This is a genomic window from Flavitalea flava (assembly GCF_054461575.1).
Genome location: NZ_JBTLQH010000067.1, coordinates 1 through 25,475, shown reverse-complemented (window position 1 = coordinate 25,475; position 25,475 = coordinate 1). Strand labels below are relative to the sequence as shown.

Below are 25,475 nucleotides of genomic sequence, written 5' to 3'. Positions count from 1 at the left end.
AATATCCGAACGCCCCAAAAAAGGAGGCTTCTATAAAAAGGGTATGGTAGTTACTATCCGTTTGGGTTGACCATGGCTGGGATCTCCGATAAAGCACTTAAAACACAGTATGCTGAAAATAAGTATCGATTCAATAAAGGATCGGAGTTGCAAAATAAAGAGTTTAGTGATGGGTCGGGATTAGAGATGTATGAAACGCCTTTAAGAGAGATGGATCCGCAGTTGGGGAGATGGTGGCAGATCGACCCAAAAATAGAGCAAGGTTATGAGAATGCATCTCCTTATAATGCCATGAATGATGATCCAGCGAGGTACAATGATCCATTGGGAGATGAAGGGCAAGATGCAAGTGCTTGTTGTGGTGTCAACCTTGGTCAGGTTCAGGTTCTTCCTGTAATTGTCGCAGGTGCGGAATGGGTAGAAGGACTCCTTGTAGGAGCTACAGCGACTACAGCGGTGGCTTCAACTCCCACAGGTGGCCCGCTTCTAATGTCGAGTTTTGGAACCGCTTCCCTAGGTGATATGGCCGAGCAGAACGGGGCGGCACAATCAAAAGCAACTATAACACTCACACCTACGGACCAGGGGGCGCTGAATAAGTTGAATAGTTGGATGCAACCGCCATCGGCCTCGACCGGGACAGCTCCAGCACAGACAAACACTAATGCTACTAATAATCAGGGCTCAGGTAAAGGTAGAGGTTCAAATGATCGCAAGCCTGATCCTAACGCTACAGGCGACCATACAGTGAGTAATGATAGAGGATCAACTACGTATCAAAAAAATGACAGGAACCCTTCTGGTTTTCAAGAAGTAAAAAGAACTGATACAAAAGGGGCTTCCCATGGAGGTGTTCCAACTCCTCACGTACATGAAGGTGGAAAGATTAGGCCCGCGCAGCCTAATGATATACCTAAAACAGATTTAAGTAAAAATATTCCGCCAGCGCCTCCGCCGCCCCCAACACCAAAACCACCAACAACAAATCCTTAGAGTATGGAAAATATTAATCTTGAGAAAACTATATGGACTGAAAAAGACTTTGAAAATATGAAATGGCATGATAGTAATATCTATGCAATGTCATTTGGTATTAATAATGAATTAAGCTTTGATATCGACTATATTTTTAGCTGGGTACAACCTACGGAAGAAAGTCAATACTTCAGATTTTGGGTTTCACCATGCACATTAATTTTCGAAAATGTATACGATTTAAAGCTAGATATAGAGATCTCAGAGCCTTTTAGGCTTGAAGTTGAGGATATAATTAAACATACGCCTCAACGACCAATTAATGCAGATTACATTAAGCGTGAAATTGAATATCAATGGGAAATTGGAACGCAACAAGGGAATATAATCTTTAAATCAGTTGGGTATAACCAATTTTTAAGGCAAAGGCCACAATTACTCGATAGTCAAATACTCGGTTTTGTTGACAGAGGAGGAATCTCATTTGATAAAGTAATGCGGTAGGCATCTGCGATCCGTTACTGCAAAGCGGTTTTAATTTTTCTATTGGAGATAAAGGAATCGAGGAACTCAAAAACGAGTTCCTTATCTTTTTGGGAGAGTTTACTAATATCCTGGATGCGGTTGAGGGTAGCGGTATCGAAAGCGGAATCGGTATTGCCCACCAACCAGTCCAGGGATACTTCTAAGATATTAGCCATCTTGGTCGCCGCATCAATGGATGGCTTCATCTCGTCGCGCTCATAGCGACCAATGGCCGGGCCTTTAGTGCCGAGTTGTTTAGCCACTGCTGCCAAGCTATTCATCGAAGCGGACGTGTTGGAAAAGGAAGCGGTGCTGGGTAAAGTGTTCAGCTATTGCAAAAGGAGCTTGCCGCTGACCCGGGAGGCGGTTGCCTACCTGCAAAGTCGCGGCATTGATTACCGGCAGTCCGAGACCGGTTATAATGGCGGTGTGTTGCACCGCGATAGTAAACAGCACCATCTGTTGAACAGCCTGGTTAAATACGGACTGATAAAACCAAGGCCGGCTGGCGGTTACAGCGTATGGGCTAAGGACTGTGTGATCTTCCCGCTGCGCAACCCCGAACACAAGGTAGTCAGTCTATACGGCCGCAGCATTACCAACAACAGCGACCAACGACATTTTTATTTAGGCGGCCGCGAAGGATTGTATCCGGGTTATCCAAAGGCGGCAACTACGCGGCTGATCCTGGTAGAAAGCATCATCGATGCGGTAACGATCTTGCAACAACCGGCCATCACGATCGAGTATGAGGTGCTGGCCCTGTATGGCACCAATGGGCTGACGGACGAACACAGCCGAGCCATACTATCACTCAAACACCTGGAAGAAATCATCTTCCTGTTAAATGGAGACGAGCCGGGAGAAGCCGCCACCGCCACACATTACCAGACCCTACACGGCTTGCTGCCCCATATCAAGTTCACGAAAGTAGCCCTCCCGGAAAACGAAGATGTAAACAGCTTGTTGCAGACCCATGACGATCCGCGCATCCTGGCAGACCTGCTGGCAGAGCGAAAGGCATTTTCTTTACCTGTGGAAAATAAAAAACCGTTTGCTGCTGAAACCCTTGCCCAACCTATACGACAGGTCGCGGAGGATAAACTGATCACGACCAACCCGGAGCTGTTGGTGTATGAGAGCGGCGAGCTATTGATCACGGTGCTGGGTGGTATCAAGATCACGGGCCTGGACCGGATGCGGGTGACGCTGAAAATAGAACACAAGACAAAGCAGGTGCTACCGGTGCGCCATAACCTGGACTTGTACAATCAGCCGCACAGCGAGCAGCTCATCCATAAGATTGCCGAAAGCTTCGATAGCAGTACGCAAACCACTACGCAGACCCTTGCCGGGCTCACCAGTGCCCTGGAGAGCTACCGGGCCCGGCGCGTGGAATCCCTGCAACCACGCACAGAAGAAAAGCCCACGCTAAGTCCGGCCCAACGGCAAGCGGCCATTAACTACCTGAAACAAGCGAACCTGCTGGAGCGAACGAGTGAAGATATAGGCCGGTCGGGCATTGTGGGAGAGGAAACCAACCGGCTGATCGCCTACCTGGTATACAGCAGCCGAAAATTGGCCGTGCCTTTACACCTGATGTTTTTGGGCAGTAGCGGCAGCGGTAAAACCTACCTGCAGGAGAAGGTCAGCGAACTGATCCCGCCGGAAGATAAGATCGAGATTACGCAGATCACCGAAAATGCCTTTTACTATTTTAGACAGGACGAGTTAAAAAATAAGCTGCTGCTGATCGAGGACCTGGACGGCGCGGAGTCTTCGATGTATCCCTTGCGGGAACTACAAAGCAAACGCCGGATCAGTAAGACCGTTACCTTAAAAGATAGTAAGGGCAACCTGAAAACGATTACCCTCTTGGTAGAAGGCCCGGTAAGCGTGAGCGGCTGCACGACCCGCGAGAAGCTGTACGAAGATAACGCCAACCGCTGTTTGCTGCTCTACATCGATACCGGCAAGGACCAGGACAGGCGGGTTATAGAATACCAGACCCGCTTGGCCGGGGGCGAGATCAACCGGGAAGCGGAGCACCACACTCGCCAGCAGTTCCAGCATATACAACGGGTGCTGACGGCGGTGCAAGTGATCAATCCCTATGCAAAGTACATCCATCTCCCGGAGCAGGTTTTTAAGCCCCGCCGGACGATGACCTTGCTGTTATCCTTTATCGAAACGATCACGTTCTATCACCAGTACCAGCGGCCGGTAAAACGGGACGGGCAAGGTAATCCGTATGTGGAAACCACCATCGAGGATATACAGGCTGCTTTTGCGTTGTTGAAGGATGCCCTCTTCAGTAAGAGCGACGAACTGACCCAGGCTACCCGGAGCTTTTTAGAAGGGCTGAAAGTGATCCTGCACCAGCAGCAGAAAGAAACGTTTACAGCCAAAGAGATCCGGGCCCAATTAAAGCTCAATCCGAGTAACCTGAAACGGTACCTGGTAGAGCTGGACCGGTACGGCTATATCAAAGGCAAGGGCAACCGTTACCGGAAATACGAATACCACATTACCAACTACCAGGAATATGAGCAGCTGAAAAGCAGCATCGACCAGCACCTGGCGGAGATCCTGACCACCATCCGAAATAAAAGTCAGTAGTTCAGTGGTTCACGAGTGGTTCCCTACAGGCAGTGAACCACGCAAAGGCTTGCCCCATCTATATTACTCCCACGTGGTTCAGTAGTTCAGTGAAAAGAGAATATTAGCGAAACTATTTTTTATGCCAACACGCTACCCGCTTACCAGCGATGAACATACCTTATTGCAGCAAGGCTTTGGGGAGTGGTTGGCCGTCTTGGGCTATGCGCCTACGAGTGTAGCGGCGATGCCGCGACACCTACAAGAGTTCTTGCATTATCAGGAGGCCCACGGAAAGTATAGTCTTCAAGCATTGTCAGCCATGGATGCGACAGCCTTTATGGAACAGCAGCAAACCCGGATCGGGATACGCACGGGCCAGGGCTTCAGTGCCGCCCATCTCAATAAGTACATCCAGGTCTTGCTCCTTTTTAGCCAGTATATCCGCCGTAATGGTAAAAGCAGTATCGGCTTTACGCTGGAGCGTTTAGCGGACTGTCGAAACAAACCCACCTGGCTTACGGCCCGGGAGATCCACCGGCTGTACGCCGCTACCCAGGATGATGTATTAGGGTTACGGGACCGGGCGATGCTATCGGTGTTTTACGGCTGCGGGTTGCGTCTGCAGGAAGGGGCGAGCCTGGAATGCAGTGATATACTCGATGACCGGAAAATGCTGTATGTACGCAAAGCAAAAGGTTACAAAGAGCGGTATGTTCCGGTAGCGGAGAAAAGCTACCAGGACATCCGGGACTATATCGAGCAAGGCCGACCGCAGTTAATACAAGGGTCTTGCGGGGCTTTGTTTATCGATGCGAACAAGGGCGGGCCGATTACCAAACAAAGCCTGTATGTGCGGATAAAGAGGCTGGTTCGCAAAGCCGGTATCCGAAAGGCGGTAGGTACGCACAGTCTGCGCCATAGTATCGCTACCCACCTGCTGCAAAGCGGGATGACCCTGGAACGGATAAAGGATTTTTTAGGGCATGCTGTCCTGGATAGCACCCAGCTCTATACCCACCTTATTCATGAACCTGAAAGTAAACGTATAACCGATGAACTTTGAACAGTACCTACGGGACAAACGCTATAGCTCCCTTACGATTAATCAGTATAGTCTGTACGGGCAAGTGTTTACGGACTGGTTAACCCAGGAGCAACTGAGCGGCGAGCAGGCCACCTATAGTGAGGTGATCGCCTTTATGCGCGCCATGCAAGAGAAAGGCAAGAGCAAACGGACGATCCATAGTCAGTTGAATATCCTGCGACATTATTTTACGTATCTGATCGCCGAGGGCAGGCGGCAGGATAACCCTGCCGCGGGCGTGTACATGCGAGGCATTGTACGGAAACTGCCGGGCAACCTGTTAACCCGGGAAGCCCTGGAAGAGCTGTATACCAAATACCAATTACAGCTGCATGTAGACCGGGAAAAAAAGATCATGCTGGGACTATTGATCTACCAGGGCCTACAGACCGAAGAGATCACGCGACTGGAAGCGGTACACATCCATTTACGGGAAGGGAAGCTCTTTATTAAGGGCAGCGGCAAAAGCAATGAGCGGTGGTTGCCGTTGCAGGCGAATCAGGTGCTGGAATTACAGCAATACATCCAGGCTAACCGGTTCAAGGAAGGGATCTTTTTAGCCAGGCCGGTGCGGGTGGACGCGAGCCGGATAAACATCAGCAACCGGATGCGGCACATGATCGGACAACTACAACAACTCAATCCGAAGATCCTTAGTGCCAACCAGATCCGTAATACTGTGATCACCGGCTGGCTGCAGCAATATAATCTTCGCCAGGTGCAATACATGGCCGGGCACCGATATGTAAGCAGTACGGAGCGTTACCAGGTATTGGATATGCAGGACCTGCAAAGTGAACTGCAAAAACATCACCCGCTGCGTTAAATAAAAAAATACATTTGTAACCCTAAAACTGAAATCTTATGGCAAAGGCAACAAAAGCGATAGTGGTGGCAGACGAAGAGATCATGAGTAAAATTTATATGGTCAGAGGTCAGAGAGTTATGTTGGACAGAGACCTGGCGGAGTTATACGGGGTACAGCCGATAAGGTTAAGAGAGCAGGTAAAACGAAACATAGGACGCTTCCCGGTACACTTTATGTTCCAACTGACGGAACAGGAGGTTGAAATCATGGTATCGCAAAATGCGATACCATCCAAAAAGCACCTGGGCGGCTACCTTCCATATACTTTTACCGAGCATGGGGTATTGATGCTGGCCAATGTGCTGCGAAGTGAAACGGCTATGGAGGTGAGCATCCGGCTTATTGAGATTTTTGTAAAGATGCGGGAAATGTTGTCTGCGCACAAGGATATTTTATTGAAGCTGGAACAGTTAGAAAAGAAAGTAACCGGACATGACGAGGAGATACAGCTCATTTTTGAGTATCTAAAGAAATTAATAAATCCTCCTTCTTCCCAGGAGCCAAGACCGAGAATCGGCTTTAGAAGGGCGGATGAAAAAGATTAATCCGCCGTGTAAGCCCCCACGCCACTAAGCAGGGAGAAAGGTCTCTCTGCGGCCGAGGTTCGGCAAGTGGAGCGCCAGGTAACGGCGTGGCGTTGTTCGTTCCTCTCATCGCTTGGGCCTGGCTGGCAGTAGCCAGCCTACCTGTCACGCCTCTTGCTTGCTCACCGGGCCTTCGTTCGGGCAGCTGCTTCGTGTTTGCGGCTAAGGCCGCATCCACCCGCTGCCTGTTAACGTCCGCCACCTGCCGGTGGTCGGCAGCCTGTATGTTTTATTTTGCCTCCGCAAAAGCTCCGGCATAACGGTATGGCCGATCCGGCGGGTAGCTGCCCGGTGGCCTCGTTCCTCTCGGCCTTCCTCCGTGCAGCACTGCCGACCACATGGCGGTGGTGGCGGACGCGCAGCCCCCGTCCAGTCGTTCCTCCTTCCCGGGCGCTGCACTGCCACGAATACAAAATCTGGGACGAAAGAACAAGCGGCCGCCGGCGATCGGCGGTAGAATACATCCGGGCAATGGTACCGCCGTTGCCAACTCCGTCCGCCGGTATTAAAGCCTGGCAGCGCTACGGTCTTTAATACTCCCTAATGGGCTTTAATACCAGCAGCCGCAGTGTTGTGTTTACCGCTTACCAATAGCGCCTTAAAACGCCTATAAACACCTGTAGAGGAAAACCTGAATCCATCGACACCTTTTACCTCCCTGATCGATATGCCCTCCTTTTTTCTTTTACCAGACCGTTCCGGGTCTTTTACAATGAAAAAAGCAACCCCTCTTCCGGGGTGTGAGGGGATTACTTTTTTATTCATTTTAAAAGACAAACCATGACAACGTACATCGTAAAAGAAGACAAAGCATTAAAGATCATCCAGGTGAGGCCGGAACTGGAAGCCGCCTTCCTGGCCCAGTATGCAGGAAAGATCCTGGTATCCGGCGCCAGCATCCAGGAAGTGCTGATCCAATGGGGACAGCTACCGGAACTACCCAACCCGGACGAAGAAGAGTCCTCCCATTAGGGGGGATTTTTTCTTTCAATTGAACTCAATTGAAAACTCAGCTGAAAAGAAAAAACGGTTATCTTGGAGGCTGGAAAGTTCTTTGAATATACAAATATCCGAACGCCCCAAAAACGGAGGGGTGGTTAAAAAGGGTTTGGTAGTTATTATCCGTTTGGGTTGACCATGGCGGGGATTAGTGATAAGGCATTAAAGAGTAACTACGCTGAGAATAAGTACCGGTTTAATGGTGGCAATGAACTGCAGAATAAAGAGTTCAGTGACGGAAGTGGGCTAGAACTGTATGATGCGATAAATAGAATGTATGATCCACAAATTGGCAGATTTGGACAGATAGATCCATTAGCCGATCTTGGAACATCTGAATGGAGTCCCTTCGCTTTTGCTCTTGATAATCCCACTATATTAAACGATCCCATCGGATTAAGTGCAGATTCAACCTGTCAAGGCTGCATGGAAGCCGCAGTCGTGACCGCTGTAAAGCCGGGTTGCAAAACATGTAATGGGCCTTCTGTGAACGCTGCACCACCTCCTTCAACTGTCGCAGCACCAATCACTACTTCTCCTTCATCAGCTGCTACTTCTATTCCCATAGTAATCGGCACATTAGAAGGTACAGGCGAGATAATTGTGACTGGCGTTGGCTCAGCCGCAGGCGCAATTCCAATATTAATTACAGGAGGCATTCTCTATGCGACTACAACATGGCATTCGAATGCGCCTCCTCCGGCATATAGCCCTGTAGGGGATATTGCTATTGGAATTCGAGCACCAAGTATTGATGTTTCAAAACCCATAGCTGTACCGCTTTCTGGAACTCAAGTTAAAGTTGCCAAACTGCCGACATTCACGCATAAGGTTTATGAGATAGGTGGATGGGATTTAGCTAGAATGAAGTGGCAAACATTGAAATATGGCGTGGCAAGTATGGCATACGACACGTATGGTGGTGAGGGGAATCGAAGACCAGATAGCCAATTGGACTATATGAGAGCTAGATATCCAATGGTAATGGTTCGGCAATTTACCCTTGCTTATTTTACGGACAAACCGTCTGCCCATGCTTTTGAAACAGGGATGGTAGGTTTGTATCAAATCCGCAACGGCGGCCAATCGCCGCCAGAGCAAATTTTACCACATTAAAAAATACTGATAATGCTGAAACAGTTTTACATAGTGTTTGAAAATAGAGAGCTTGATTCTTTTAGTCTTAAGCATATACAGTATAATATTCAAAGACGGATTCGGGAATTAAAATATGTCACATACAGACGTTTGGATATTCTTTTAGTCGATGGGAAAGACCAACATGAACAGATTGAAAGGGATGATAAGAAGACTGCCAATATGAAATGTTACATTGATTCCTCACTGATTGAGTCTATTGCTGATAAGAAGAGTATTAAAGCCCTGTATACTGTCATATTTAAGGGTCTTGAAATTTTGTGGGCAAAAAGCCAGTGGGATATTGAAGATTTAAATGATATATATCGCGCAATTGAAAAAGACGATTTTTTTTCATCAGTAATTTATGGGAAGACGTTAGTGTCGCCAGATAAGAAACATAATGCTGAATTCCTTTGCGAAATATATCCCGGGTATACCGATTATTATCTGCGTTTTATTAGAAAAAAAGAAGAGGTTGTGCATAAAATACATTTTTTACATGGTCATCCAGACCCCGGCATTTTCTTCAATTTCTTTTCTAATCGAATATGGAGGGACAGTAATCATTTTTTGCTTAGTGATATTAATAAAGAGATTTTTTACATATTTAATGTGAACAACCCGGACTTTTCTATTGAATATAGGCCTATTAATAACTCTCTTGAAGAGTGCAAGAATTATGTTGCAGCCTTTCAAGCAGGCATATCACAGAACGAAAGGCTGCGATTGTTAGGGCTGCCAGCAAAGTAAGAGAGGAAATAAGCAAATACCTGGTTGAATAATTTTACTCATAGACCTCATTTCTGTGGCCGATGCTAATAACAGTCACGATAAGGCTGCCATCCTTGATCTCATAATTAACCCGGTAATCACCGATACGGATTCGGGAGGCATCGCGGCCTTTTAGCTTTTGCAACCGTTCGGCCTCCTCCTCTGATGAGGCATTGTGTAGTTGTGGATCTGTCCACTTACATCGGAATTTTGTATGAGAAAAATTTCCGGCGTTTTCTTACAATTCTTCAACAACGGTCACTCCAGCAAGGGGAACTATGTCCCAAAAATGACGCCTTAGATTCTGATGAGGAAAATCAGCGACTTTTTGGGGATAGGCATGACGACGCTAATTTACATATCAAAGAGAGAATACGCAGCCTATCGTCACCTAATTCTCCGGCGGTTTTACCACCACCTTTCTCGGCATCAGCAATTTACCAATCAGACCCGTCCAGCCTGTCTGATGGGATGCTCCCATTCCTCTTCCATTATCACCATGGAAATATTCATAGAAGAGGATATGTTCTTTAAAATGCGGATCGGTCTGCATTTTTTCACAATCCCCGTAAATCGCTCTTCGCCCTTTGTCGTCCCGCAGGAATAGACGGTTTAGCCGTTGAGACAATTCTATGCTGATTTCGTTCAGGGTAAGATATTTGCCGGAATTAGTCGGACATTCTACTTTGAAATCATCGCCATAATAATGATGGAAACGTTGCAGGGATTCGATGATCAGAAAATTCACGGGCATCCAGACAGGTCCGCGCCAGTTGGAATTACCCCCGAACAGAGGAATAGGAGATTCCCCAGGGGTATATTGAACGCCCAGCACACGTCCATCAACGGTAAGTTGATAAGGGTTTTTTTCATGGGCCTTGGAAAGAGCGCGTACTCCGTGATCACTGAGGAACTCCGTCTCATCCAGCATCCGGTGCAGTATACGTTTGACACGATGACCTCTTAACAAGGATAAAAGATGTTTTTCTTCGGCTCCTTTTTCCTGCCAGCGCGAAACCAGGGCAGCCAGTTCCGGGCGATTGTCCAGGAACCATTTCAGACGTTTGGTGAACTCCGGTTGAGATTGGAGGACCTCATCATCGAGAACCTCTACGGCAAAAAGAGGAACGAGACCGATCATAGATCGGATCTTCAGTTTGAAACTTCCACCTACCGGCAATTTAATGGAATCATAAAAAAATTCATCCTCATTATCCCAAAGGCCTTCGGAGCCTGTGCCCATACTGGCCATGGCCCCCGCAATATGCAGGAAATGTTCGAAGAATTTGGTAGCCATATCCTGATACACGGGATTCGTTTTGGACAGCTCCAGGGCGATCCGCATCAGGTTCAGGGAATACATGGCCATCCAACTGGTGCCATCCGCCTGCTCGAGATGGGTGCCTTCCGGCAGATGAACATTACTGCGATCGAATAACCCGATATTATCCATACCCAAAAAACCACCTTCAAAAATGTTATTGCCTTCTGCATCTTTGCGGTTGACCCACCAGGTAAAATTCAGCAATAGTTTATGAAAGATGGTTTCCAGGAAGGGGATGTCTCCCTTATTCCCGTTATTGTTTTTTTCCAGTTCATAGACGCGGAAGGCCGCCCAGGCATGCACCGGCGGATTGGTATCGCCGAACGCCCATTCGTAGGCGGGTAACTGACCATTGGGGTGCATGTACCATTCATGCGTGAGCATCGTCAACTGTCGCTTCGCAAAAGAAATATCGATCATGGCAAGGGCGATACAATGGAAGGCCAGATCCCAGGCGGCGTACCAGGGATACTCCCATTTATCGGGCATCGATATGATATCGGCGTTGTTCAGATGCCGCCATTGCCGGTTTCTTCCTTTTAAACGATCAGGAGGGGGAGTGGGCTGACCCGGGTCTCCTTTCAGCCATTCGTCTACATCATAGTAATAAAACTGTTTGCTCCACAACATGCCCGCGAAGGCCTGTCTTTGGACGTTTTTTTCATCCTCTCCGGTGATATCCTTTTGTAATTCAGCATAAAAGGCATCGGTCTCGCTGATCCGGGCGGAAAAAATGGTATCGAAATCCCGGAAAGGGGAAATATTATTTTTCGATTCGAGCCGAAGCCGGACGGTAACGCTTTTTCCTGCGGGCACTACTTTATCATAATGCAGAGCAACCTTGGTTCCCTGCAGATAATTCACCGCCTGTTCATCTCCATGGATCAGGCGATCGTTGATGCCGTCTTTGGCAAACCCGGTTTTGTCGGTACCGTACAGTTTTTTGGTATTCGTTTCATTATCGCAGAAATAGAAAGGCGGAAACTCTTCTGCATGCAAAATATAATCGCCTAATTCATCATGACGGATAAGAATGGAATCTTCATTGGACGTGAGCATACCCGGTTTGTAACGATCGGGACCGCAGGACCAGGTATTCCGGAACCAGCAGGTGGGCAGAATATCGATGGCGGCATCTTCGCTGCCGCGGTTATGTACCGTGATCTTAATCAGGATATCTTCGGTATCCGCCTTGGCATATTCTACAAAAACATCAAAATACCTGTCACCATTGAAAATGCCGGTATCCAGGATCTCAAATTCCGGATCGTTGCGGGTCCTCCGTTTGTTTTCCTCCAGCAGTTGCGTATAGGGGAAGGCTGCCTGCGGATATTTATAGAGCATCTTCATATACGAATGCGTGGGGGAAGAGTCCAGGTAATAATATAGTTCTTTGACATCTTCTCCATGATTGCCTTCGTACCCGGTAAGACCAAACAAACGTTCTTTCAGAAGCGGGTCTTTTTTATTCCAAAGGCCTACCGCAAAACAGACCAGTTGTTTGCGGTCGCATATGCCGGCGATCCCTTCTTCTCCCCAGCGCCATGCCTTGCTGCGGGCCATCTCATGTGTAGTATAGGTCCATGCTTCGCCATCGGCACTATAGTCTTCGCGTACCGTACCCCATTGTCTGTCCGACACATAAGGCCCCCATTTTTTCCAGGCTGTTTCTTTTAACCGCTCTTTTTCACCCCCCGGCCCACTGAAGGGGGAGTTACCTAAGTCGCTGCTATTTTCGTTTGTAGTACTCATTTCATTTCTGTTCTATCTTTCAAAAATATCTTCTGAAAACCGAGCTCCCTTGCAGGTTTTTGGGGATACCCTTTATCGCCATCATGCTTAACTCCCCCTTTAGGGGGTTGGGGGGCCTTATCCATTCGTACTAAACCCGGGATATAAAGTCATCCCCCCATCAACGAACAAAGTTATGCCGGTTACATAATCCGACTCATCGCTGGCCAGCCAAACGGCGGCAGCACCGATATCTTCCACTATACCCACCCGGTTGTAAGGGATAAGCTCCAGCAGTTTGGCTTCGGCTTCTGGTGTATCCCAGGCGGTATGATTGATAGGCGTTTTTATAGCCCCGGGACCGATGCTGTTGACCCGGATCTTATGGGGGGCGAATTCCTGGGCAATACTTTTCATCAGTTGCATGATGCCTCCTTTGCTGGCGGCATAATTCGCATGACCACCCCAGGGGATCACTTCATGGACACTGCTCATACAGATGATCTTGCCTGCGGCCCTGGATCTTTCCGGAACGATGCCCCTTCGTAAAAACTCACGGATAGCTTCACGCGCGCAAAGGAACTGGCCGGTGAGATTTACACCTATTACAAAATTCCATTGTTCCAGGGTCATCTCCTGAAAAGGAGAGTCGCGTTGAAGGCCGGCATTGTTAACCAGGATATCCACGGTACCGAATTGAGCGATCACCTCTGCGAACATTTTTTGTACTTCGTTTTCCTTGCTTACATCGCATTGATAACAAATACCTGTGCCGCCTGCATTTTTAATATCCGTAAGGACCCCTTCTGCTGCGGAAAGAGTGGCTGCAACGGGATAATTAACGACTACCGTAGCGCCGGCCGCCGCTAATGCCCGGGATACGCCGGCCCCGATTCCGGAACTGGCGCCGGTAACGATGGCGATCTGTCCGGCTAGTTTTTTTTCCATGATTAATTATTTTAAGGGTAGGGATGCAGGAGCGTCAGGAGTAGGCAAGCGGTTGTTCCTCAATTCAATGTAGCGATTAAATCATTGCCATCGGGTCGGTGGATATTAATTTTTAGGATTTTTTTTAAAATGTAGACAGACTTGTCTGAATATTTCTATATTTGTGTCGCGAAACGTCCATGATCACCTTTTCGGGTAAAAATGGATCTTACTTCAATTCTGTAAAAAGGTAGCAACCAGGGGGAGGCAAGTATGGTGACAAAAGCCGGAACAAAAGCGACGGTAGCAAAGGCACCGGATGCAAAAGCGACGGAAATGTCGGTGAGGGATCATATTGTGGAGACCGCCTGCCGTCTGTTTTATACCCAGGGCTACAACCTGACGGGAATAAACCAGATCATTGAAGAAGCCGGAGTGGCCAAGGCCAGCCTGTATTACCACTTTCCTTCGAAGGAAGATCTTTGTGTGGAATACCTGAAGCAACGGTATCGTGTTTTTTGGTGCGGTAAACTGGAAGAGTATCTCGAAGGAATGACCGATGCGGCCTCGCGGATCCTCCGAACTTTCCAATGCCGTGCGGATTTTATGCTGGATACGAATTATGGGGGATGCGCCTATATCCGCATCATTGCGGAATTACCCCAGGGTAATGAAAAGATCAGGGCGCAGGTGAGACTGCAAAAAGACAAACAACGGAAATTTTTTTTGGACGAAGTGAAAAATATAAAAGGGATCGATGCCGGGCAGGCGCAGGATCTCGCTGATACTTTATTCCTTTTATATGACGGAGCGGTAATGCAATGCCAGCTTTATGAAAAACTGTGGCCGATCGACAATGCGGTGAAGGCTGTTAAAAAACTGCTCGCTTAGGGCCCAAATAAGTAGAAAAAAGTTAAAATCAGCATAGTTCAGTTTGTAATGAACTGTTTAGTCTGGAGATATTCGATCTTCCCCGAATATTACCATAGTGATGGCTTGCCAGCCAGTCATTTTATAACCAAATAGCCGGACAGCGATCTTCGTTTATCCCTGATCGTTTCCGCAAACCTGACAATTTACTATTATGTGGATCGTTCGTTTGGCCTTGCGTCGGCCCTATACTATTGGGGTGATCGCTCTTTTTATCCTGATCATGGGAGTTCTTTCCATCAAGTCTATGTTAGTGGACATTTTCCCTGTGATCGATATTCCGGTCGTCAATGTGGTGTGGAACTATCCGGGTCTCTCTGCGGAAGAAATTGAGAAGAGGGTGGTACTGCTTAGCGAGCGCGGTATCTCTTCTTCCGTCAATGGGGTAGAACATATCGAGTCCCAGTCACAGCCTGGGATCGGCCTTTTAAAAGTTTATTTTGAAAAAGGCACGGATATCGGTTCGGCCATTGCCCAAATGAATGCCGTTTCCAGTACTGTTCTCCGCCTGATGCCGCCCGGGATGCAGCCCCCTTTTATCCTTCAGTTCAATGCCTCCAATGTACCGGTTGCACAATTGACCTTAAAAAGCAAAACGCTGCCCGAAGCAAAGATCTATGACTATGCCCTGAATTTTATCCGCCTCCGCCTTTTTACGATCCCCGGTCTATCCACCCCTGCTCCTTATGGGGGTAAGACCAGACAGATCATGGTGGATATCGACAACAGGGCCCTGACGGCAAAAGGGATCTCTCCCAATGATGTTTTAAATGCCTTGCAGGCGTCCAATATCATTATTCCGGCAGGTACGACCAAGATAGGTACGAAGGAATATAATATTGCCTTGAATTCCAGCCCGGATCAATTGGCGGAATTCAACGATATCCCGGTTAAAATCGTGAACGGTCAAACCGTCACGCTGGGTGATGTGGCCAAGGTTTCGGATAGTTATGCCGATCAGGTGAACATAGTCCGGGTGGACCGCAACAGGGCAGCCTATCTCACCATTCTCAAAAAAGCGAATGCATCTACCCTGGCAGTAGTTGAAGGGGCGAGGGCGATGATCCCCCTGATCAAAGAACTGGCGCCGGAAGGCCTGGAAATGAAGATCGATTTTGACCAGTCCATATTCGTGCGTAATGCGATCGAAAGCGTATTGCACGAAGGAGTGACAGCTGCCATCCTGGTGTCGCTGATGATCCTGCTTTTTCTGGGTAGCTGGCGTAGTGTGGTCATCGTATGTACCTCTATTCCACTGGCGATCCTGGTATCTGTTATCGGACTCAATCTAACCGGGAATACGCTTAATATCATGACCCTGGGCGGTCTTTCGCTGGCCATTGGTATGTTGGTGGACGATGCGACCGTTACAGTGGAAAATATTCACCGCAACCTTGCGTTGGGCAAACCACTTACGGTTGCGATTGTGGACGGGGCAAAAGAGATCGCCACTCCGGCCCTGATGGCTACGCTAGCCATCTGTATCGTATTCTTCCCGGTAGTGCTGCTTACCGGTCCTTCCCGCTTCCTGTTTACACCAATGGCCTTATCGGTGGTCATGGCGATGCTGGCATCCTATTTTCTTTCGCGGACCCTGGTACCGGCCCTTTCCCGGATGCTGATGGAAGGAGAAGACCTGCATCATGGCGGAGAGGCGAAAGAAGGTCAACCGGAAAATCAATCTTCAATCAACAAAAAAGTCGGCTGGATGACCCGGTTTTCCCGGAGTTTCAACGGAGCCCGGGACAGGGGATTCGATCGTTTTAAAGAATCCTATGGCAGATTGCTGCATTCCATGCTTTCCAATAAAAAAACGACCTTGTTCATTGCGTTGCTGGTACTGGTAATAACAGGCGGGTTATTAAAAGTGGTGGGTACGGACTTTTTCCCTTCGACGGATGTCGGGCTGATGAAGCTCCACTTCAGGGCGCCATCGGGTACCCGCATCGAAGAGACCGAAAGACTGGTAGACCAGGCGGAGCAGCATATTCAGCAGATCATCCCAGCTGATGAGTTGAGTACGATCAATGATATGCTCGGTATCCCGGCATTTTTTAATCTCGGTTTTGTTTCTACCGACAATACCAGCAGTATGGATGCGGATATCCTGATCTCCCTCAAAGAGAAACACCGGCCGACGGTGGAATACATGAAGAAGATCAGGGAAGACCTCCGCGAGAATTTCCCTGGTTGTTCCGTTTATTTTCAGCCGGCAGATATTGTCAGCCAGGTATTGAATTTCGGATTGTCCGCCCCTATTGATATACAGATCCAGTTCCCCGATTATAATGTGTCCTGGGATTATGCCCGGAGATTACGTAACGGGATCCGCCAGATCCCGGGAACACAGGACGTAAATATTAAACAGATCCTGGATTATCCTACGATCAAATTAAATGTGGACAGGGTAAAGGCAGGTCAGATGGGGCTTACGCAAAGGGATGTGGCAAATGATATGCTGATCGCCCTGTCGTCAAGCGGAACGGTGTCCCCTTCTTATTATATCAATCCGCAGAATAATGTGAACTACCTGGTCGCGGTAAAGGTCCCGACGGAAAAATTAAATTCCGTGCAAAGCCTGCTGGCCATGCCGCTTACCCCGGCGAACAACGGGCAGGCTACCCGGCCCGTGAATGCAATAACCGATCTGCCTGCATCACAAACCCAGTCCCTGGGTAATATTGCCACGCTGAATACGGAGAACCGGTTTAACCTGGTCAATCACTACACCGTGCAGCGGGTGATGGATATAACCGCCAACATTGAAGGTAGGGATCTGGGGTCGGTCACCAAAGGCATCGAAGCAAAGATCGCCGGTTTGGGAAAATTGCCACAAGGGATGCATATCAATGTAAGGGGCCAATCCGATGTGATGAATAATTCCTTTAAGACCCTGGGGCTTGGACTTATCCTGGCTATCGCGCTGGTATATCTGCTGATGGTGGTCCTGTTCCAATCCTGGATGGATCCATTTATCATCATGATGGCGATACCCGGCGCATTCGCCGGTATCCTGTGGATGCTGGCCGTGTCGGGAACGACGATCAATGTGGTATCGCTCATGGGATCCATCGTGGCGGTAGGGATTGCCGTTTCCAATTCGATTCTCCTGGTGAGTTATGCCAACGAGGTAAGGGCAGGGACGACGATGACCGCTTTAGATGCGGCGCTGGAAGCGGGCAAGACCCGGCTTCGTCCGGTGTTGATGACTGCCATCGCGATGATCCTGGGGATGATCCCCATGGCCCTGGGAACGGGTGCGGGTGGTGAACAGAACGCTCCGCTGGGTCGTGCCGTCATCGGCGGACTGACGGTGGCAACGGTGGTTACGCTTTTTATTGTTCCGGTGGTGTATTCCATCCTGCGCAAAAAATCGCCGACCCTTCATCTGCTGGATGAAAAATTTGAACAGGAGATCGCGCAGGGAGCGCAGGTGCATGGAAATAATGCTCATCCGGTATAACCGGAAAGGTGAAAGACATCCGTAATTAAAAAATAAAGTAGCTAAAACATTCTTTTATGAGTGCTCTTAATCAGAAAAAAAGGCCCGTCAGACTGATCATCGGAGGCGGCCTGTTGATTGTCCTGGCGGCCTTAGCCTTGTTGCTGTTGATCAGTAAAGAAAATATCAGTATCGCGGGTGAAGTAAAGGCCAGGGATAATGCCTTTAAAAAAGGCCCTGTGGTGACAATCGTGTCGGTCGGTCATTCTGCCCCGCAAAGGGAACTGATTCTTATCGGGGAGGCCCGGCCTTTCCAGAATGCCGTTTTGTACGCCAAGACCAGTGGTTACCTGGATAAGATTCTGGTAGACAAAGGAGACAAGGTTAGACAGGGGCAACTATTAGCTACTATCCTCTCCCCCGAAGTGGACCAGGAATACCAGGCAGCCATAGCCGATCTCGAGAACAAACGCAGGGTCCTCGACCGGGATAAGAAACTGCTGCAGAAAGATTATATTTCTACGGAAGATAAAGAACAAACCGAGACAGGAGTGAAAATGGCCGAGGCCCGGGTAAAATCCCTGCAGGAACAACAGCAGTACAAAAACATCATCGCTCCCTTTTCCGGCACGGTGACGGCCCGTTTTGCCGACCGGGGAGCCCTGGTCCAGAATGCGACCAATTCGCAAACCAGCGCCTTGCCGGTAGTTACGGTGGCGCAATTGGATAAGATCCGCATCTATGTATATATTGAACAAAAGGATGCGGCTTATGTCCGCAACGGATATCCGGTTGTGATCACTCTATCGGAGCGCCCTGCTTTCTCCATAAAAGCAAAAGTACTCCGGATGGCGGGAGAACTGGATCCCCGTACGAGGATGATGCTTGCCGAAATAGATCTGCCCAATACAAAGGATGCGATCATTCCCGGTAGTTATGTGCAGGTGCATATTCAGGGACCCGCAACCTCCCGGCTACAAATTCCTTCAGATGCCCTGGTTTTACGGAAGGAAAAATATTTCGTCGCTTTGGTCAGGCCGGACAATACCCTTCATTTCCAGGAAATCGGTCTGGGTGAAAATACCGGCGTAACGGCAACGGTGATGAGCGGGTTGCAGGAAAGTGACCGGGTTGCCGTGCATGTCGGGGAAGACCTGACAGAAGGCCAGCAAGTAAGACCGGAAAAGTGAGCAGGAAAGGTCGTATACATTTAACCGAACAACAGTTCGCCGTTTACAAGGGCGAATGTAAATACAAATGGAAGGAATATGAATCGCAAGAAAAATAAAATGGCCCGGGTGAAGGCCATAACCCTGTTGGCATTGGCAGGCATATTAATTTTTTCGGATAAGACATTTTCACAGGATGCCATGAATACTCCGCAGGTGCAACAACAGACGCCGCAAAAGATCCTGAGCCTTCAGGACTGCCTGGATATAGGTTTTGCCCGTTCGACGGAAGTATTAAAAGGAAGGAATAATGTAGAACTGGCAGGAGCCCTGGTCTTAAATGCCTATGGACAATTCCTGCCCGATCTTAATGCAGGAGCCGGTTATAATTATTCCACCGGCAAAAATTTTGTCAGTGTTTCAGGACCTACGGTAGTTAATGCCAACCGGAGCGCTTTTAATTATCAGTTGACCAGCACGCTTAATTTGTTCACCGGGCATTATAATTATGCCTCGCTGAAAGCAGCTACCCTGAATAAAAAAAGTTCCGAATTAACGCTGCAAAGAGCCGAACAGCAGATCAGCCTGGATATTACCCAAACCTTTTTACAGGTAATGCTGGATAAAAAAGTGGTATCGCTGGAACAGGAGAACTGGAAGACATCCATGGACCGTGAGAAACAGCTCACTGCGCTGACAGAAGTAGGCCGCAAGGCCCTGGCAGATCTTTATCAGCAACAGGCACAGACCAGCCGTGACCAGTCCTCGCTGATCAATGCGCAGAACCGCCTTCGTACCGACAAGATCCTTTTGCTAAAAAAATTACGGCTGGATTCATTGGACCGCTTTGAATTCGGGGAAGTGCCTGTGGATGAACAACCTCAGGCGGAACTGTATGGCGATGGACAATCCCTGGTCCGTAAGGCCCTTTCTCAACGGGTAGATCTGCAATCCTACAAATTGGACAAAGAGGTAGCCGATTGGAATATTCAGAAATTCAGGAGCGGCTATCTTCCCCGGGTATTTTTGGGCGCCGGCGTTTTTTCCAACGGGGCCTATTTTGATAAGTTGTATGTAAATGGAGTAAATACCAAACCAGGCTCTCAATCCGGGATCGGGGACCAGTTGACCAGTCAGATCAACGGATCCGTGTCGGTTAACGCTTCCTGGGCTCTCTTCGATCGTTATTATACCCGCTCGAATACCGCCATTGCAAAAATCGTTTCCCGCAACGCACAGATAGATCTGGAGAACCAGCATATCCAGATCGTTTCGGAAATGCAGCAGGCATATGGAGATTATACGACCTCCCTGCAACAGATCACCACGGCGGAAAAAGGGGTGATCGCCGCAGAGAAAGCCTTTGAAACCCTTAATGGCCGTTACCGCGAGGGCGCAGCGAATTTTATTGAATTATCTACAGCTCAGATCAATCTCCTGGAAGCCCGGCAGAACAAGATCCAGTCGATCATTTCCCTGATGCTGCAAAAAAAGGTTATCGATTTTTACCTGGGGAATTAAAAAAATTACCCTGGCGGGAAAGATCAACAGGGCATATTCCAGCCAAAATGGTCGGTTGTTCTTCCGTAACGGATATCATCGAGATCGATCCGCAAAGAAAGGGCAAGACCCTGCCGGCCATTTCCATTGGGCAGGGAATAATCGATCCCATCGATGCCGATAGTGCGGATCGGAGATACCACCGCAGCGGTTCCGGATCCGAAAGCTTCTGTAATAGTACCTTTTTCAAAGGCATGCTGTAGTTCGTCTACGCTGATACGACGTTCCTCGACCGTTATATTTGCTTTTTTTGCCAGCTGTATAAGAGAATCCCGGGTAACCCCGTCGAGTATGGAATCCGATAAAGGAGGAGTGACCAGTTTGCCCTGAAGGACAAAAAATACATTCATCGTACCAGACTCTTCCAGGTATTTATTTTCTGCTCCATCCGTCCATAATACCTGGTCGAACCCCTGTTCTTTTGCTTTTTGGGCGGGGTAAAAGGCTCCGCCGTAATTGCCCCCGCATTTGGCATAACCCGTACCTCCGCTAGCCGCGCGGACGAATTGTCTTTCGATCTTTACTCTTAAGGGACGCGGGTAATAAGCCCCCGAAGGACTGCAGACAATGGCATAACGGTATTCTTCGGAAATTTTTACACCGAGTCTTGCTTCCGTGGCGATAATAAAGGGTCGGATATACAAGGCTCCTCCGGAAATGGCCGGTATCCATTCCTTTTCCAGCGCTGCCAGCTGACGAAGGCCTTCTACAAATACCTCATAAGACACGACGGGCATACATAATCTTTCTGCAGACCGGAGTAGTCTTTCATAATGTTTCTGCGGACGGAAAATATTGACCCGCCCATCCTCCATCCGGAAAGCCTTCATCCCTTCGAAAATAGTCTGTCCATAATGCAGACCCAGCGCGGTTGGACTAAGTGAAAAATTTTGAAAAGGAATGATCTTAGGTTTTTGCCACCTTCCGGCTGCAAAATCGCAAACCAGCATGTGGTCAGTATTGTGCTGACCGAATTCCAGGTGGTCGAAATCCACTTCGTTTATCCGTGACGCGGCGACCCGTTGAACGGGGATGTGGAGAGCGGTATTGATTTCCATGATCTTATATTTATTTAATGCGTTAATTCATTTCCGATCCGCAGACTGGCCTGTACCAATTCATCAAAGTCTTCCCGTACACTGCGGTGATTGGTGATCGCCACCCGGATCGTATAGCGTCCGTTCAGCACGGTATAAGTAGGAACGGCAACTCCTTCTTCATGCAAACGGATAAGGATCTCTTTATTCAGGATATTCAATTCCTTTTCGTCGAGGTTGCCGGGATTATAACGATAACAGACAATGTTCAGGGAAACGTCTGTCAATAACTCGAGCTCTCTGCTTTTTGTGATGAGATTACCCAGGTATTGAGCCTGTTGCAGATTCTGACGGACCAATCCGGCATATTTCTGTATGCCATTTTCCTTTAACAACATCCATACTTTCAGGGCCTTAAATCCGCGGGATAATTCCAGACCGTAGTTGGAGAAAGGATCAGGACCACCGGAGGCACCTCTTTCATGATGCATCAGGTAATTGACGGATGAACTAAAGGCTGCCTTATGTGCCGCTGCGTTCCTGAACAACACACATCCTACTTCATAATTCATGTAAAACCATTTGTGAAAGTCGAAGCTCAGGCTATCAGCCGCTTCTATACCCTTCAGGGTTTCGCCGAATTCCGGCAACAATTTCGGGACGGCCCCGAAGGCCCCGTCAATATGGAACCAGCATTTTTCCTGTTTGGCAATCGTTGCCAGACCGGAGAGATCATCGATGGCTCCCGTATTCACGGTCCCGGCATTTCCTACCACGCAGAAGGGCAGATACCCTGCTTCCCGGTCATCACGGATCGTTTGTTGCAATACATCCAGCCGGATCCGGTAGTCATTATCCACCGGAACCTTACGGAAATATTCACTGCCGATGCCGATCACTTCGACACCTTTCAGCAGGCAATTATGGGTTTCGGAAGATCCGTAAATGATCAATTGTGCGGACGCGGCCCTGATCCCTTTTTGTTTGATCCGATCATTAAAATGGTTGCGGGCGACGACAAGCGCGGTGATATTGGCTATCGAAGCACCGCTTGTCAGGATACCGCTTGCGGAGGCAGGAAAGCCGAAGATCTCTTTGCTCCAGTCAAGGACCTGGTGTTCCACCAGCATCGGGGAATGATCTCCAATGGCGACATTTGCATTCATACCGCTGGCCAGCATATCGGACAACATCCCGAAAGGGGTGCCTCCTCCCTGTACCCAACCCCAAAAACGGGGATGAATATTATTACAATTATAGGGAAGGATCTGCCTGGTAAAGTCTTCGTAAACAGCCGCTGCCGGCTGAGGCTGACGGGGCAGCGGTTTTTTCAGGCTGCTTCGGGCACTGGCAGGGATGTTTTGCCAGGCGGGCCTTTCTCTTACTGACTGCAGATAATCCATCATATCGTCTACCATCCGGTGGCCGAGCGTCCTGAGTTCTTCCCAGTTGCCGGGATCGAGCGTTTGTTCTGTGGTTTGGTTTTCCTGCTGTATTTCAGTCGGTTCCATAGTTTTTATATTTTCAATTGCATGGTCTTATATTCTTAAACAAATTTCTCTCTTATTTTTGGAATAAAACAGATGCAGATTTATTAATTTTGACTAGATCAGATCGAAAGCATATGAGCAAAAAACTATTTAATGACCAGGATCATCTTTATCTGCAGGTGGCCGAAGGGCTGGAAAAGATGATTGGGGAAGAGACCCTCAGGATCGGGGACAAGCTGCCTTCCGTTCGGATGCTGAGCGAAGAATACGGGATAAGTATGGGCACGGCTTTTCAGGCTTATTATCACCTGGAAGGGAAGGGATTGATCGAGGCCAGGCCAAAATCGGGTTATTATGTCCGCTTTAATTTCCGCCGGCTGCCGGGGCTACCCAGGGTATCTGAGCCGGAACAGATGGCGAGCCCGGTAAGCGTGCAGGATATGATCGCGGCAGTTTTCAGTAATATTTCCTCGGATGACCTGATCAATTTTTCCATCGCAGCCCCGCACTTAAGTTTATTGCCGGCGGCAAAACTAAATAAATCATTGGTCCATGCCATGCGTGCTTCGCGTCATTATGGGATCCAGTACGAAGATATCCAGGGCAATAGAGAATTGCGGAGACAGTTGGCCAAACTGGCTTTTAACTGGGGCGGCAAAGTGAAAGAGGAAGAGGTGGTCATCACCGCCGGTTGTATGGAAGCGTTAGCTATGTGCCTGAAGGCGGTGACTCAGCCCGGGGATACCGTAGCTATAGAGAACCCTACTTATTTCGGCATCTTCCAGGTAATAGAAAGCATGGGGTTGAAGATCTTGGAGATCCCGGCTGATCCCATCACCGGGCTTGATCCTGCGCATCTGGAAGCCCTTATGGATAAGTTTCCCATAAAGGCCTGCGTATTCGTAACCAACTTCAGCAATCCCCTGGGCAGTTGTATGCCCGACGAAAAAAAGAAGGCCCTGGTGGAACTGATCACCCGGCGTCGTATCCCCCTGATCGAGGACGATATTTATGGAGAACTCTATTTTGGCCGTCATCGTCCGAAGACCTGTAAGACTTTTGATAAAGAAGGGTGGGTGCTGCAATGCAGTTCCCTGTCAAAATCGCTTGCTCCGGGCTATCGTATCGGATGGGCGATCCCGGGTCGTTTTACCGGGCAGGTAGTAAGACTTAAACTGATCCATACGGTGACCGGCACGACGATCACTCAGCAGGCCATCGCCCATTTTTTAAGTATAGGGCGTTATGAATACCATTTGAAAAAATTGCGTAAGGCATTGCATACCCAATGCCTGCGGTATACGCAGGCCATCATGTCCTATTTTCCGGAGGGGACAAAGATCTCCAGGCCACAGGGCGGTTTTGTCCTTTGGCTGGAGCTGGATCAAAAACTGAATGCTTATAAATTATACCAGGAAGCCTTAAAACATCAGATCTCCGTAGCTCCCGGTCAGCTGTTTTCCGGACAGGGACAGTTCGCCAATTGTTTGCGGATCAGTTATGGCCGGCCCTGGGATCAGGAAGTAGAAGATGGATTAAAGACCCTGGGCAGGCTGATCAAAAAAATGATCTGATCAAAAAATATTCCGGCAAGACAATATATTAACTAATTCCAAATATGGACAAAAAAACGTATATTTAAGTAGGCGGTCATCTCCATTCTTAATGATCCGCTCCGCTCTTTATTGCTCATCTAAAATTTTGCCACATGAACTTCGTACAACGCATTGAGTATTGGGGGGACAGGCACCATCCCCAATGGCTGGATTTTTTACGCATTGCCTTGGGTATCTTCCTTTGTTTCAAAGGAGTTCAGTTTTTGTATAATATGGGAAGCATGCTGAATCTGATGACCAGCAAGATGGCCTTCGGCTCCTTCACCTCGATCCTGATGAGCAATTATATTTCCTTCGCCCATATATTGGGAGGGATCCTTTTGATACTGGGAGTACTCACCCGTTTTGCCTGTATACTGCAGATACCCATTTTATTGGGGGCGATATTTTTTATAGGACTATCACCCGATATGTACCGGCCTTTTTCCGAATTATTACTTTCCATCGTGGTATTCCTGTTACTGGTTCTTTTCCTGATCGTTGGAAACGGGAAAATAGCCTTCCTTAAGTTCGAGAAAGAGTAAAGCTGAAGGGTTTTGTTTAAAAGTTAAACCCTTCAGGTTTACTCTTTCTGACGTCTCTGATGTCGTGGCCTACGGCCCGCCGGCGAACTGTGTTCGCCATTTTTTGTGCGCCAGGCATGTTCATTAGCTCTAAGGTGGAAGTCCTGAACGAGCGAGGTAGTACGAATCGTTAGCCAAA

At 48.4% G+C, this 25,475-nt stretch carries 21 protein-coding genes and 1 pseudogene; 15 read left to right on the top strand and 7 right to left on the bottom strand.

Going from position 1 to position 25,475, the window contains the following annotated elements:
* Window positions 1-72: 72 nt before the first annotated feature.
* Together ACX0G9_RS29850 and ACX0G9_RS29845 are read left to right on the top strand one after the other, a co-directional pair.
* Window positions 73-993: a hypothetical protein gene (locus tag ACX0G9_RS29850; RefSeq protein WP_459068652.1), complete on the top strand. Its 921-nt coding sequence runs from the start codon at window positions 73-75 to the stop codon at window positions 991-993.
* A gap of 3 nt (window positions 994-996) precedes the next feature.
* Window positions 997-1,479 (top strand): hypothetical protein, encoded by a 483-nt coding sequence (locus ACX0G9_RS29845; RefSeq protein ID WP_459068651.1) that lies wholly within the window; start codon window positions 997-999, stop codon window positions 1,477-1,479.
* Between the two features lie 14 nt (window positions 1,480-1,493).
* Here the strand turns inward: ACX0G9_RS29845 and ACX0G9_RS29840 are convergent, their stop codons facing one another.
* Window positions 1,494-1,781: a helix-turn-helix domain-containing protein gene (locus tag ACX0G9_RS29840; protein WP_459068650.1), complete on the bottom strand. Its 288-nt coding sequence runs from the start codon at window positions 1,779-1,781 to the stop codon at window positions 1,494-1,496.
* Between ACX0G9_RS29840 and ACX0G9_RS29835 the strand changes: the two genes are divergently transcribed.
* The 4 genes from ACX0G9_RS29835 to ACX0G9_RS29820 all read left to right on the top strand — a co-directional run bounded on the left by ACX0G9_RS29835 (window position 1,744) and on the right by ACX0G9_RS29820 (window position 6,598).
* The gene (locus ACX0G9_RS29835; RefSeq protein ID WP_459068649.1) at window positions 1,744-4,119 is read left to right on the top strand and encodes a toprim domain-containing protein; all 2,376 of its coding nucleotides are present in this window, start codon (window positions 1,744-1,746) and stop codon (window positions 4,117-4,119) included. The two genes, ACX0G9_RS29840 and ACX0G9_RS29835, sit on opposite strands and share 38 nt — an antisense overlap.
* A gap of 121 nt (window positions 4,120-4,240) precedes the next feature.
* A complete protein-coding gene (locus ACX0G9_RS29830; RefSeq protein ID WP_459068648.1) occupies window positions 4,241-5,164 on the top strand; it encodes a tyrosine-type recombinase/integrase in 924 nt (307 codons plus the stop codon).
* Window positions 5,154-6,011 (top strand): tyrosine-type recombinase/integrase, encoded by an 858-nt coding sequence (locus ACX0G9_RS29825; protein WP_459068647.1) that lies wholly within the window; start codon window positions 5,154-5,156, stop codon window positions 6,009-6,011. Before ACX0G9_RS29830 ends, ACX0G9_RS29825 begins: the two co-directional genes overlap by 11 nt.
* 38 nt (window positions 6,012-6,049) lie before the next feature.
* Complete coding sequence (locus ACX0G9_RS29820; protein WP_459068646.1) at window positions 6,050-6,598, top strand: ORF6N domain-containing protein; 549 nt, start codon at window positions 6,050-6,052, stop codon at window positions 6,596-6,598.
* 268 nt (window positions 6,599-6,866) lie between these two features.
* On the opposite strand, the gene ACX0G9_RS29815 is transcribed toward ACX0G9_RS29820, so the two are convergent.
* Window positions 6,867-7,127: a hypothetical protein gene (locus tag ACX0G9_RS29815; protein WP_459068645.1), complete on the bottom strand. Its 261-nt coding sequence runs from the start codon at window positions 7,125-7,127 to the stop codon at window positions 6,867-6,869.
* Between the two features lie 290 nt (window positions 7,128-7,417).
* Here ACX0G9_RS29815 and ACX0G9_RS29810 point away from each other — a divergent pair, with 290 nt between their 5' ends.
* The 3 genes and pseudogenes from ACX0G9_RS29810 to ACX0G9_RS29800 all read left to right on the top strand — a co-directional run bounded on the left by ACX0G9_RS29810 (window position 7,418) and on the right by ACX0G9_RS29800 (window position 9,526).
* The gene (locus ACX0G9_RS29810) at window positions 7,418-7,609 is read left to right on the top strand and encodes a hypothetical protein (RefSeq protein WP_459068644.1); all 192 of its coding nucleotides are present in this window, start codon (window positions 7,418-7,420) and stop codon (window positions 7,607-7,609) included.
* 156 nt (window positions 7,610-7,765) lie between these two features.
* Window positions 7,766-8,752 (top strand): annotated as a pseudogene (locus ACX0G9_RS29805) (RHS repeat protein); the annotation flags it as partial.
* A 12-nt stretch (window positions 8,753-8,764) separates the two neighbouring features.
* Window positions 8,765-9,526, top strand: coding sequence for a hypothetical protein (locus ACX0G9_RS29800; RefSeq protein ID WP_459068643.1), 762 nt, complete (start codon window positions 8,765-8,767; stop codon window positions 9,524-9,526).
* A 34-nt stretch (window positions 9,527-9,560) separates the two neighbouring features.
* Here the strand turns inward: ACX0G9_RS29800 and ACX0G9_RS29795 are convergent, their stop codons facing one another.
* From ACX0G9_RS29795 to ACX0G9_RS29785, 3 genes are all read right to left on the bottom strand, one after another.
* Entirely contained in the window at window positions 9,561-9,692 is a 132-nt protein-coding gene (locus ACX0G9_RS29795; RefSeq protein ID WP_459068642.1) for a type II toxin-antitoxin system RelE family toxin, read from the bottom strand.
* 246 nt (window positions 9,693-9,938) lie between these two features.
* Window positions 9,939-12,623: an MGH1-like glycoside hydrolase domain-containing protein gene (locus ACX0G9_RS29790; RefSeq protein WP_459068641.1), complete on the bottom strand. Its 2,685-nt coding sequence runs from the start codon at window positions 12,621-12,623 to the stop codon at window positions 9,939-9,941.
* 117 nt (window positions 12,624-12,740) lie between these two features.
* Window positions 12,741-13,550 (bottom strand): SDR family oxidoreductase, encoded by an 810-nt coding sequence (locus ACX0G9_RS29785; protein WP_459068640.1) that lies wholly within the window; start codon window positions 13,548-13,550, stop codon window positions 12,741-12,743.
* Between the two features lie 252 nt (window positions 13,551-13,802).
* Here ACX0G9_RS29785 and ACX0G9_RS29780 point away from each other — a divergent pair, with 252 nt between their 5' ends.
* The 4 genes from ACX0G9_RS29780 (at window position 13,803) to ACX0G9_RS29765 (ending at window position 20,591) form a co-directional block, all read left to right on the top strand.
* A complete protein-coding gene (locus ACX0G9_RS29780; protein WP_459068639.1) occupies window positions 13,803-14,420 on the top strand; it encodes a TetR/AcrR family transcriptional regulator in 618 nt (205 codons plus the stop codon).
* Between the two features lie 193 nt (window positions 14,421-14,613).
* Entirely contained in the window at window positions 14,614-17,922 is a 3,309-nt protein-coding gene (locus ACX0G9_RS29775) for an efflux RND transporter permease subunit (protein WP_459068638.1), read from the top strand.
* Window positions 17,923-17,978: 56 nt separating this feature from the next.
* The gene (locus tag ACX0G9_RS29770; protein WP_459068637.1) at window positions 17,979-19,091 is read left to right on the top strand and encodes an efflux RND transporter periplasmic adaptor subunit; all 1,113 of its coding nucleotides are present in this window, start codon (window positions 17,979-17,981) and stop codon (window positions 19,089-19,091) included.
* Window positions 19,092-19,169: 78 nt separating this feature from the next.
* The gene (locus ACX0G9_RS29765) at window positions 19,170-20,591 is read left to right on the top strand and encodes a TolC family protein (protein ID WP_459068636.1); all 1,422 of its coding nucleotides are present in this window, start codon (window positions 19,170-19,172) and stop codon (window positions 20,589-20,591) included.
* Between the two features lie 23 nt (window positions 20,592-20,614).
* Here ACX0G9_RS29765 and ACX0G9_RS29760 read toward each other — a convergent pair whose 3' ends face one another.
* Both ACX0G9_RS29760 and ACX0G9_RS29755 read right to left on the bottom strand, forming a co-directional pair.
* Entirely contained in the window at window positions 20,615-21,688 is a 1,074-nt protein-coding gene (locus ACX0G9_RS29760; RefSeq protein WP_459068635.1) for a branched-chain amino acid aminotransferase, read from the bottom strand.
* A 14-nt stretch (window positions 21,689-21,702) separates the two neighbouring features.
* The gene (locus ACX0G9_RS29755; RefSeq protein WP_459068634.1) at window positions 21,703-23,178 is read right to left on the bottom strand and encodes a pyridoxal phosphate-dependent decarboxylase family protein; all 1,476 of its coding nucleotides are present in this window, start codon (window positions 23,176-23,178) and stop codon (window positions 21,703-21,705) included.
* Between the two features lie 113 nt (window positions 23,179-23,291).
* On the opposite strand from ACX0G9_RS29755, the gene ACX0G9_RS29750 reads away from it, so the two are divergent.
* Both ACX0G9_RS29750 and ACX0G9_RS29745 read left to right on the top strand, forming a co-directional pair.
* Window positions 23,292-24,731 carry an aminotransferase-like domain-containing protein gene (locus tag ACX0G9_RS29750; RefSeq protein WP_459068633.1) on the top strand — a complete coding sequence of 480 codons (1,440 nt, stop codon included), beginning with the start codon at window positions 23,292-23,294 and terminating at the stop codon, window positions 24,729-24,731.
* Window positions 24,732-24,865: 134 nt separating this feature from the next.
* Window positions 24,866-25,297 (top strand): DoxX family membrane protein, encoded by a 432-nt coding sequence (locus ACX0G9_RS29745; RefSeq protein WP_459068632.1) that lies wholly within the window; start codon window positions 24,866-24,868, stop codon window positions 25,295-25,297.
* The last annotated feature ends 178 nt before the right edge of the window (window positions 25,298-25,475 follow it).

What these genes read in the sequence shown, in the direction of transcription:
- ACX0G9_RS29850 (WP_459068652.1), top strand. Translation starts at nt 73, where the DNA reads ATGGCTGGGATCTCCGATAAAGCACTTAAAACACAGTATGCTGAAAAT.
- ACX0G9_RS29845 (WP_459068651.1), top strand. Translation starts at nt 997, where the DNA reads ATGGAAAATATTAATCTTGAGAAAACTATATGGACTGAAAAAGACTTT.
- ACX0G9_RS29840 (WP_459068650.1), bottom strand. Translation starts at nt 1,781, where the DNA reads ATGAATAGCTTGGCAGCAGTGGCTAAACAACTCGGCACTAAAGGCCCG.
- ACX0G9_RS29830 (WP_459068648.1), top strand. Translation starts at nt 4,241, where the DNA reads ATGCCAACACGCTACCCGCTTACCAGCGATGAACATACCTTATTGCAG.
- ACX0G9_RS29825 (WP_459068647.1), top strand. Translation starts at nt 5,154, where the DNA reads ATGAACTTTGAACAGTACCTACGGGACAAACGCTATAGCTCCCTTACG.
- ACX0G9_RS29820 (WP_459068646.1), top strand. Translation starts at nt 6,050, where the DNA reads ATGGCAAAGGCAACAAAAGCGATAGTGGTGGCAGACGAAGAGATCATG.
- ACX0G9_RS29810 (WP_459068644.1), top strand. Translation starts at nt 7,418, where the DNA reads ATGACAACGTACATCGTAAAAGAAGACAAAGCATTAAAGATCATCCAG.
- ACX0G9_RS29800 (WP_459068643.1), top strand. Translation starts at nt 8,765, where the DNA reads ATGCTGAAACAGTTTTACATAGTGTTTGAAAATAGAGAGCTTGATTCT.
- ACX0G9_RS29790 (WP_459068641.1), bottom strand. Translation starts at nt 12,623, where the DNA reads ATGAGTACTACAAACGAAAATAGCAGCGACTTAGGTAACTCCCCCTTC.
- ACX0G9_RS29785 (WP_459068640.1), bottom strand. Translation starts at nt 13,550, where the DNA reads ATGGAAAAAAAACTAGCCGGACAGATCGCCATCGTTACCGGCGCCAGT.
- ACX0G9_RS29780 (WP_459068639.1), top strand. Translation starts at nt 13,803, where the DNA reads ATGGTGACAAAAGCCGGAACAAAAGCGACGGTAGCAAAGGCACCGGAT.
- ACX0G9_RS29775 (WP_459068638.1), top strand. Translation starts at nt 14,614, where the DNA reads ATGTGGATCGTTCGTTTGGCCTTGCGTCGGCCCTATACTATTGGGGTG.
- ACX0G9_RS29770 (WP_459068637.1), top strand. Translation starts at nt 17,979, where the DNA reads ATGAGTGCTCTTAATCAGAAAAAAAGGCCCGTCAGACTGATCATCGGA.
- ACX0G9_RS29765 (WP_459068636.1), top strand. Translation starts at nt 19,170, where the DNA reads ATGAATCGCAAGAAAAATAAAATGGCCCGGGTGAAGGCCATAACCCTG.
- ACX0G9_RS29760 (WP_459068635.1), bottom strand. Translation starts at nt 21,688, where the DNA reads ATGGAAATCAATACCGCTCTCCACATCCCCGTTCAACGGGTCGCCGCG.
- ACX0G9_RS29755 (WP_459068634.1), bottom strand. Translation starts at nt 23,178, where the DNA reads ATGGAACCGACTGAAATACAGCAGGAAAACCAAACCACAGAACAAACG.
- ACX0G9_RS29750 (WP_459068633.1), top strand. Translation starts at nt 23,292, where the DNA reads ATGAGCAAAAAACTATTTAATGACCAGGATCATCTTTATCTGCAGGTG.
- ACX0G9_RS29745 (WP_459068632.1), top strand. Translation starts at nt 24,866, where the DNA reads ATGAACTTCGTACAACGCATTGAGTATTGGGGGGACAGGCACCATCCC.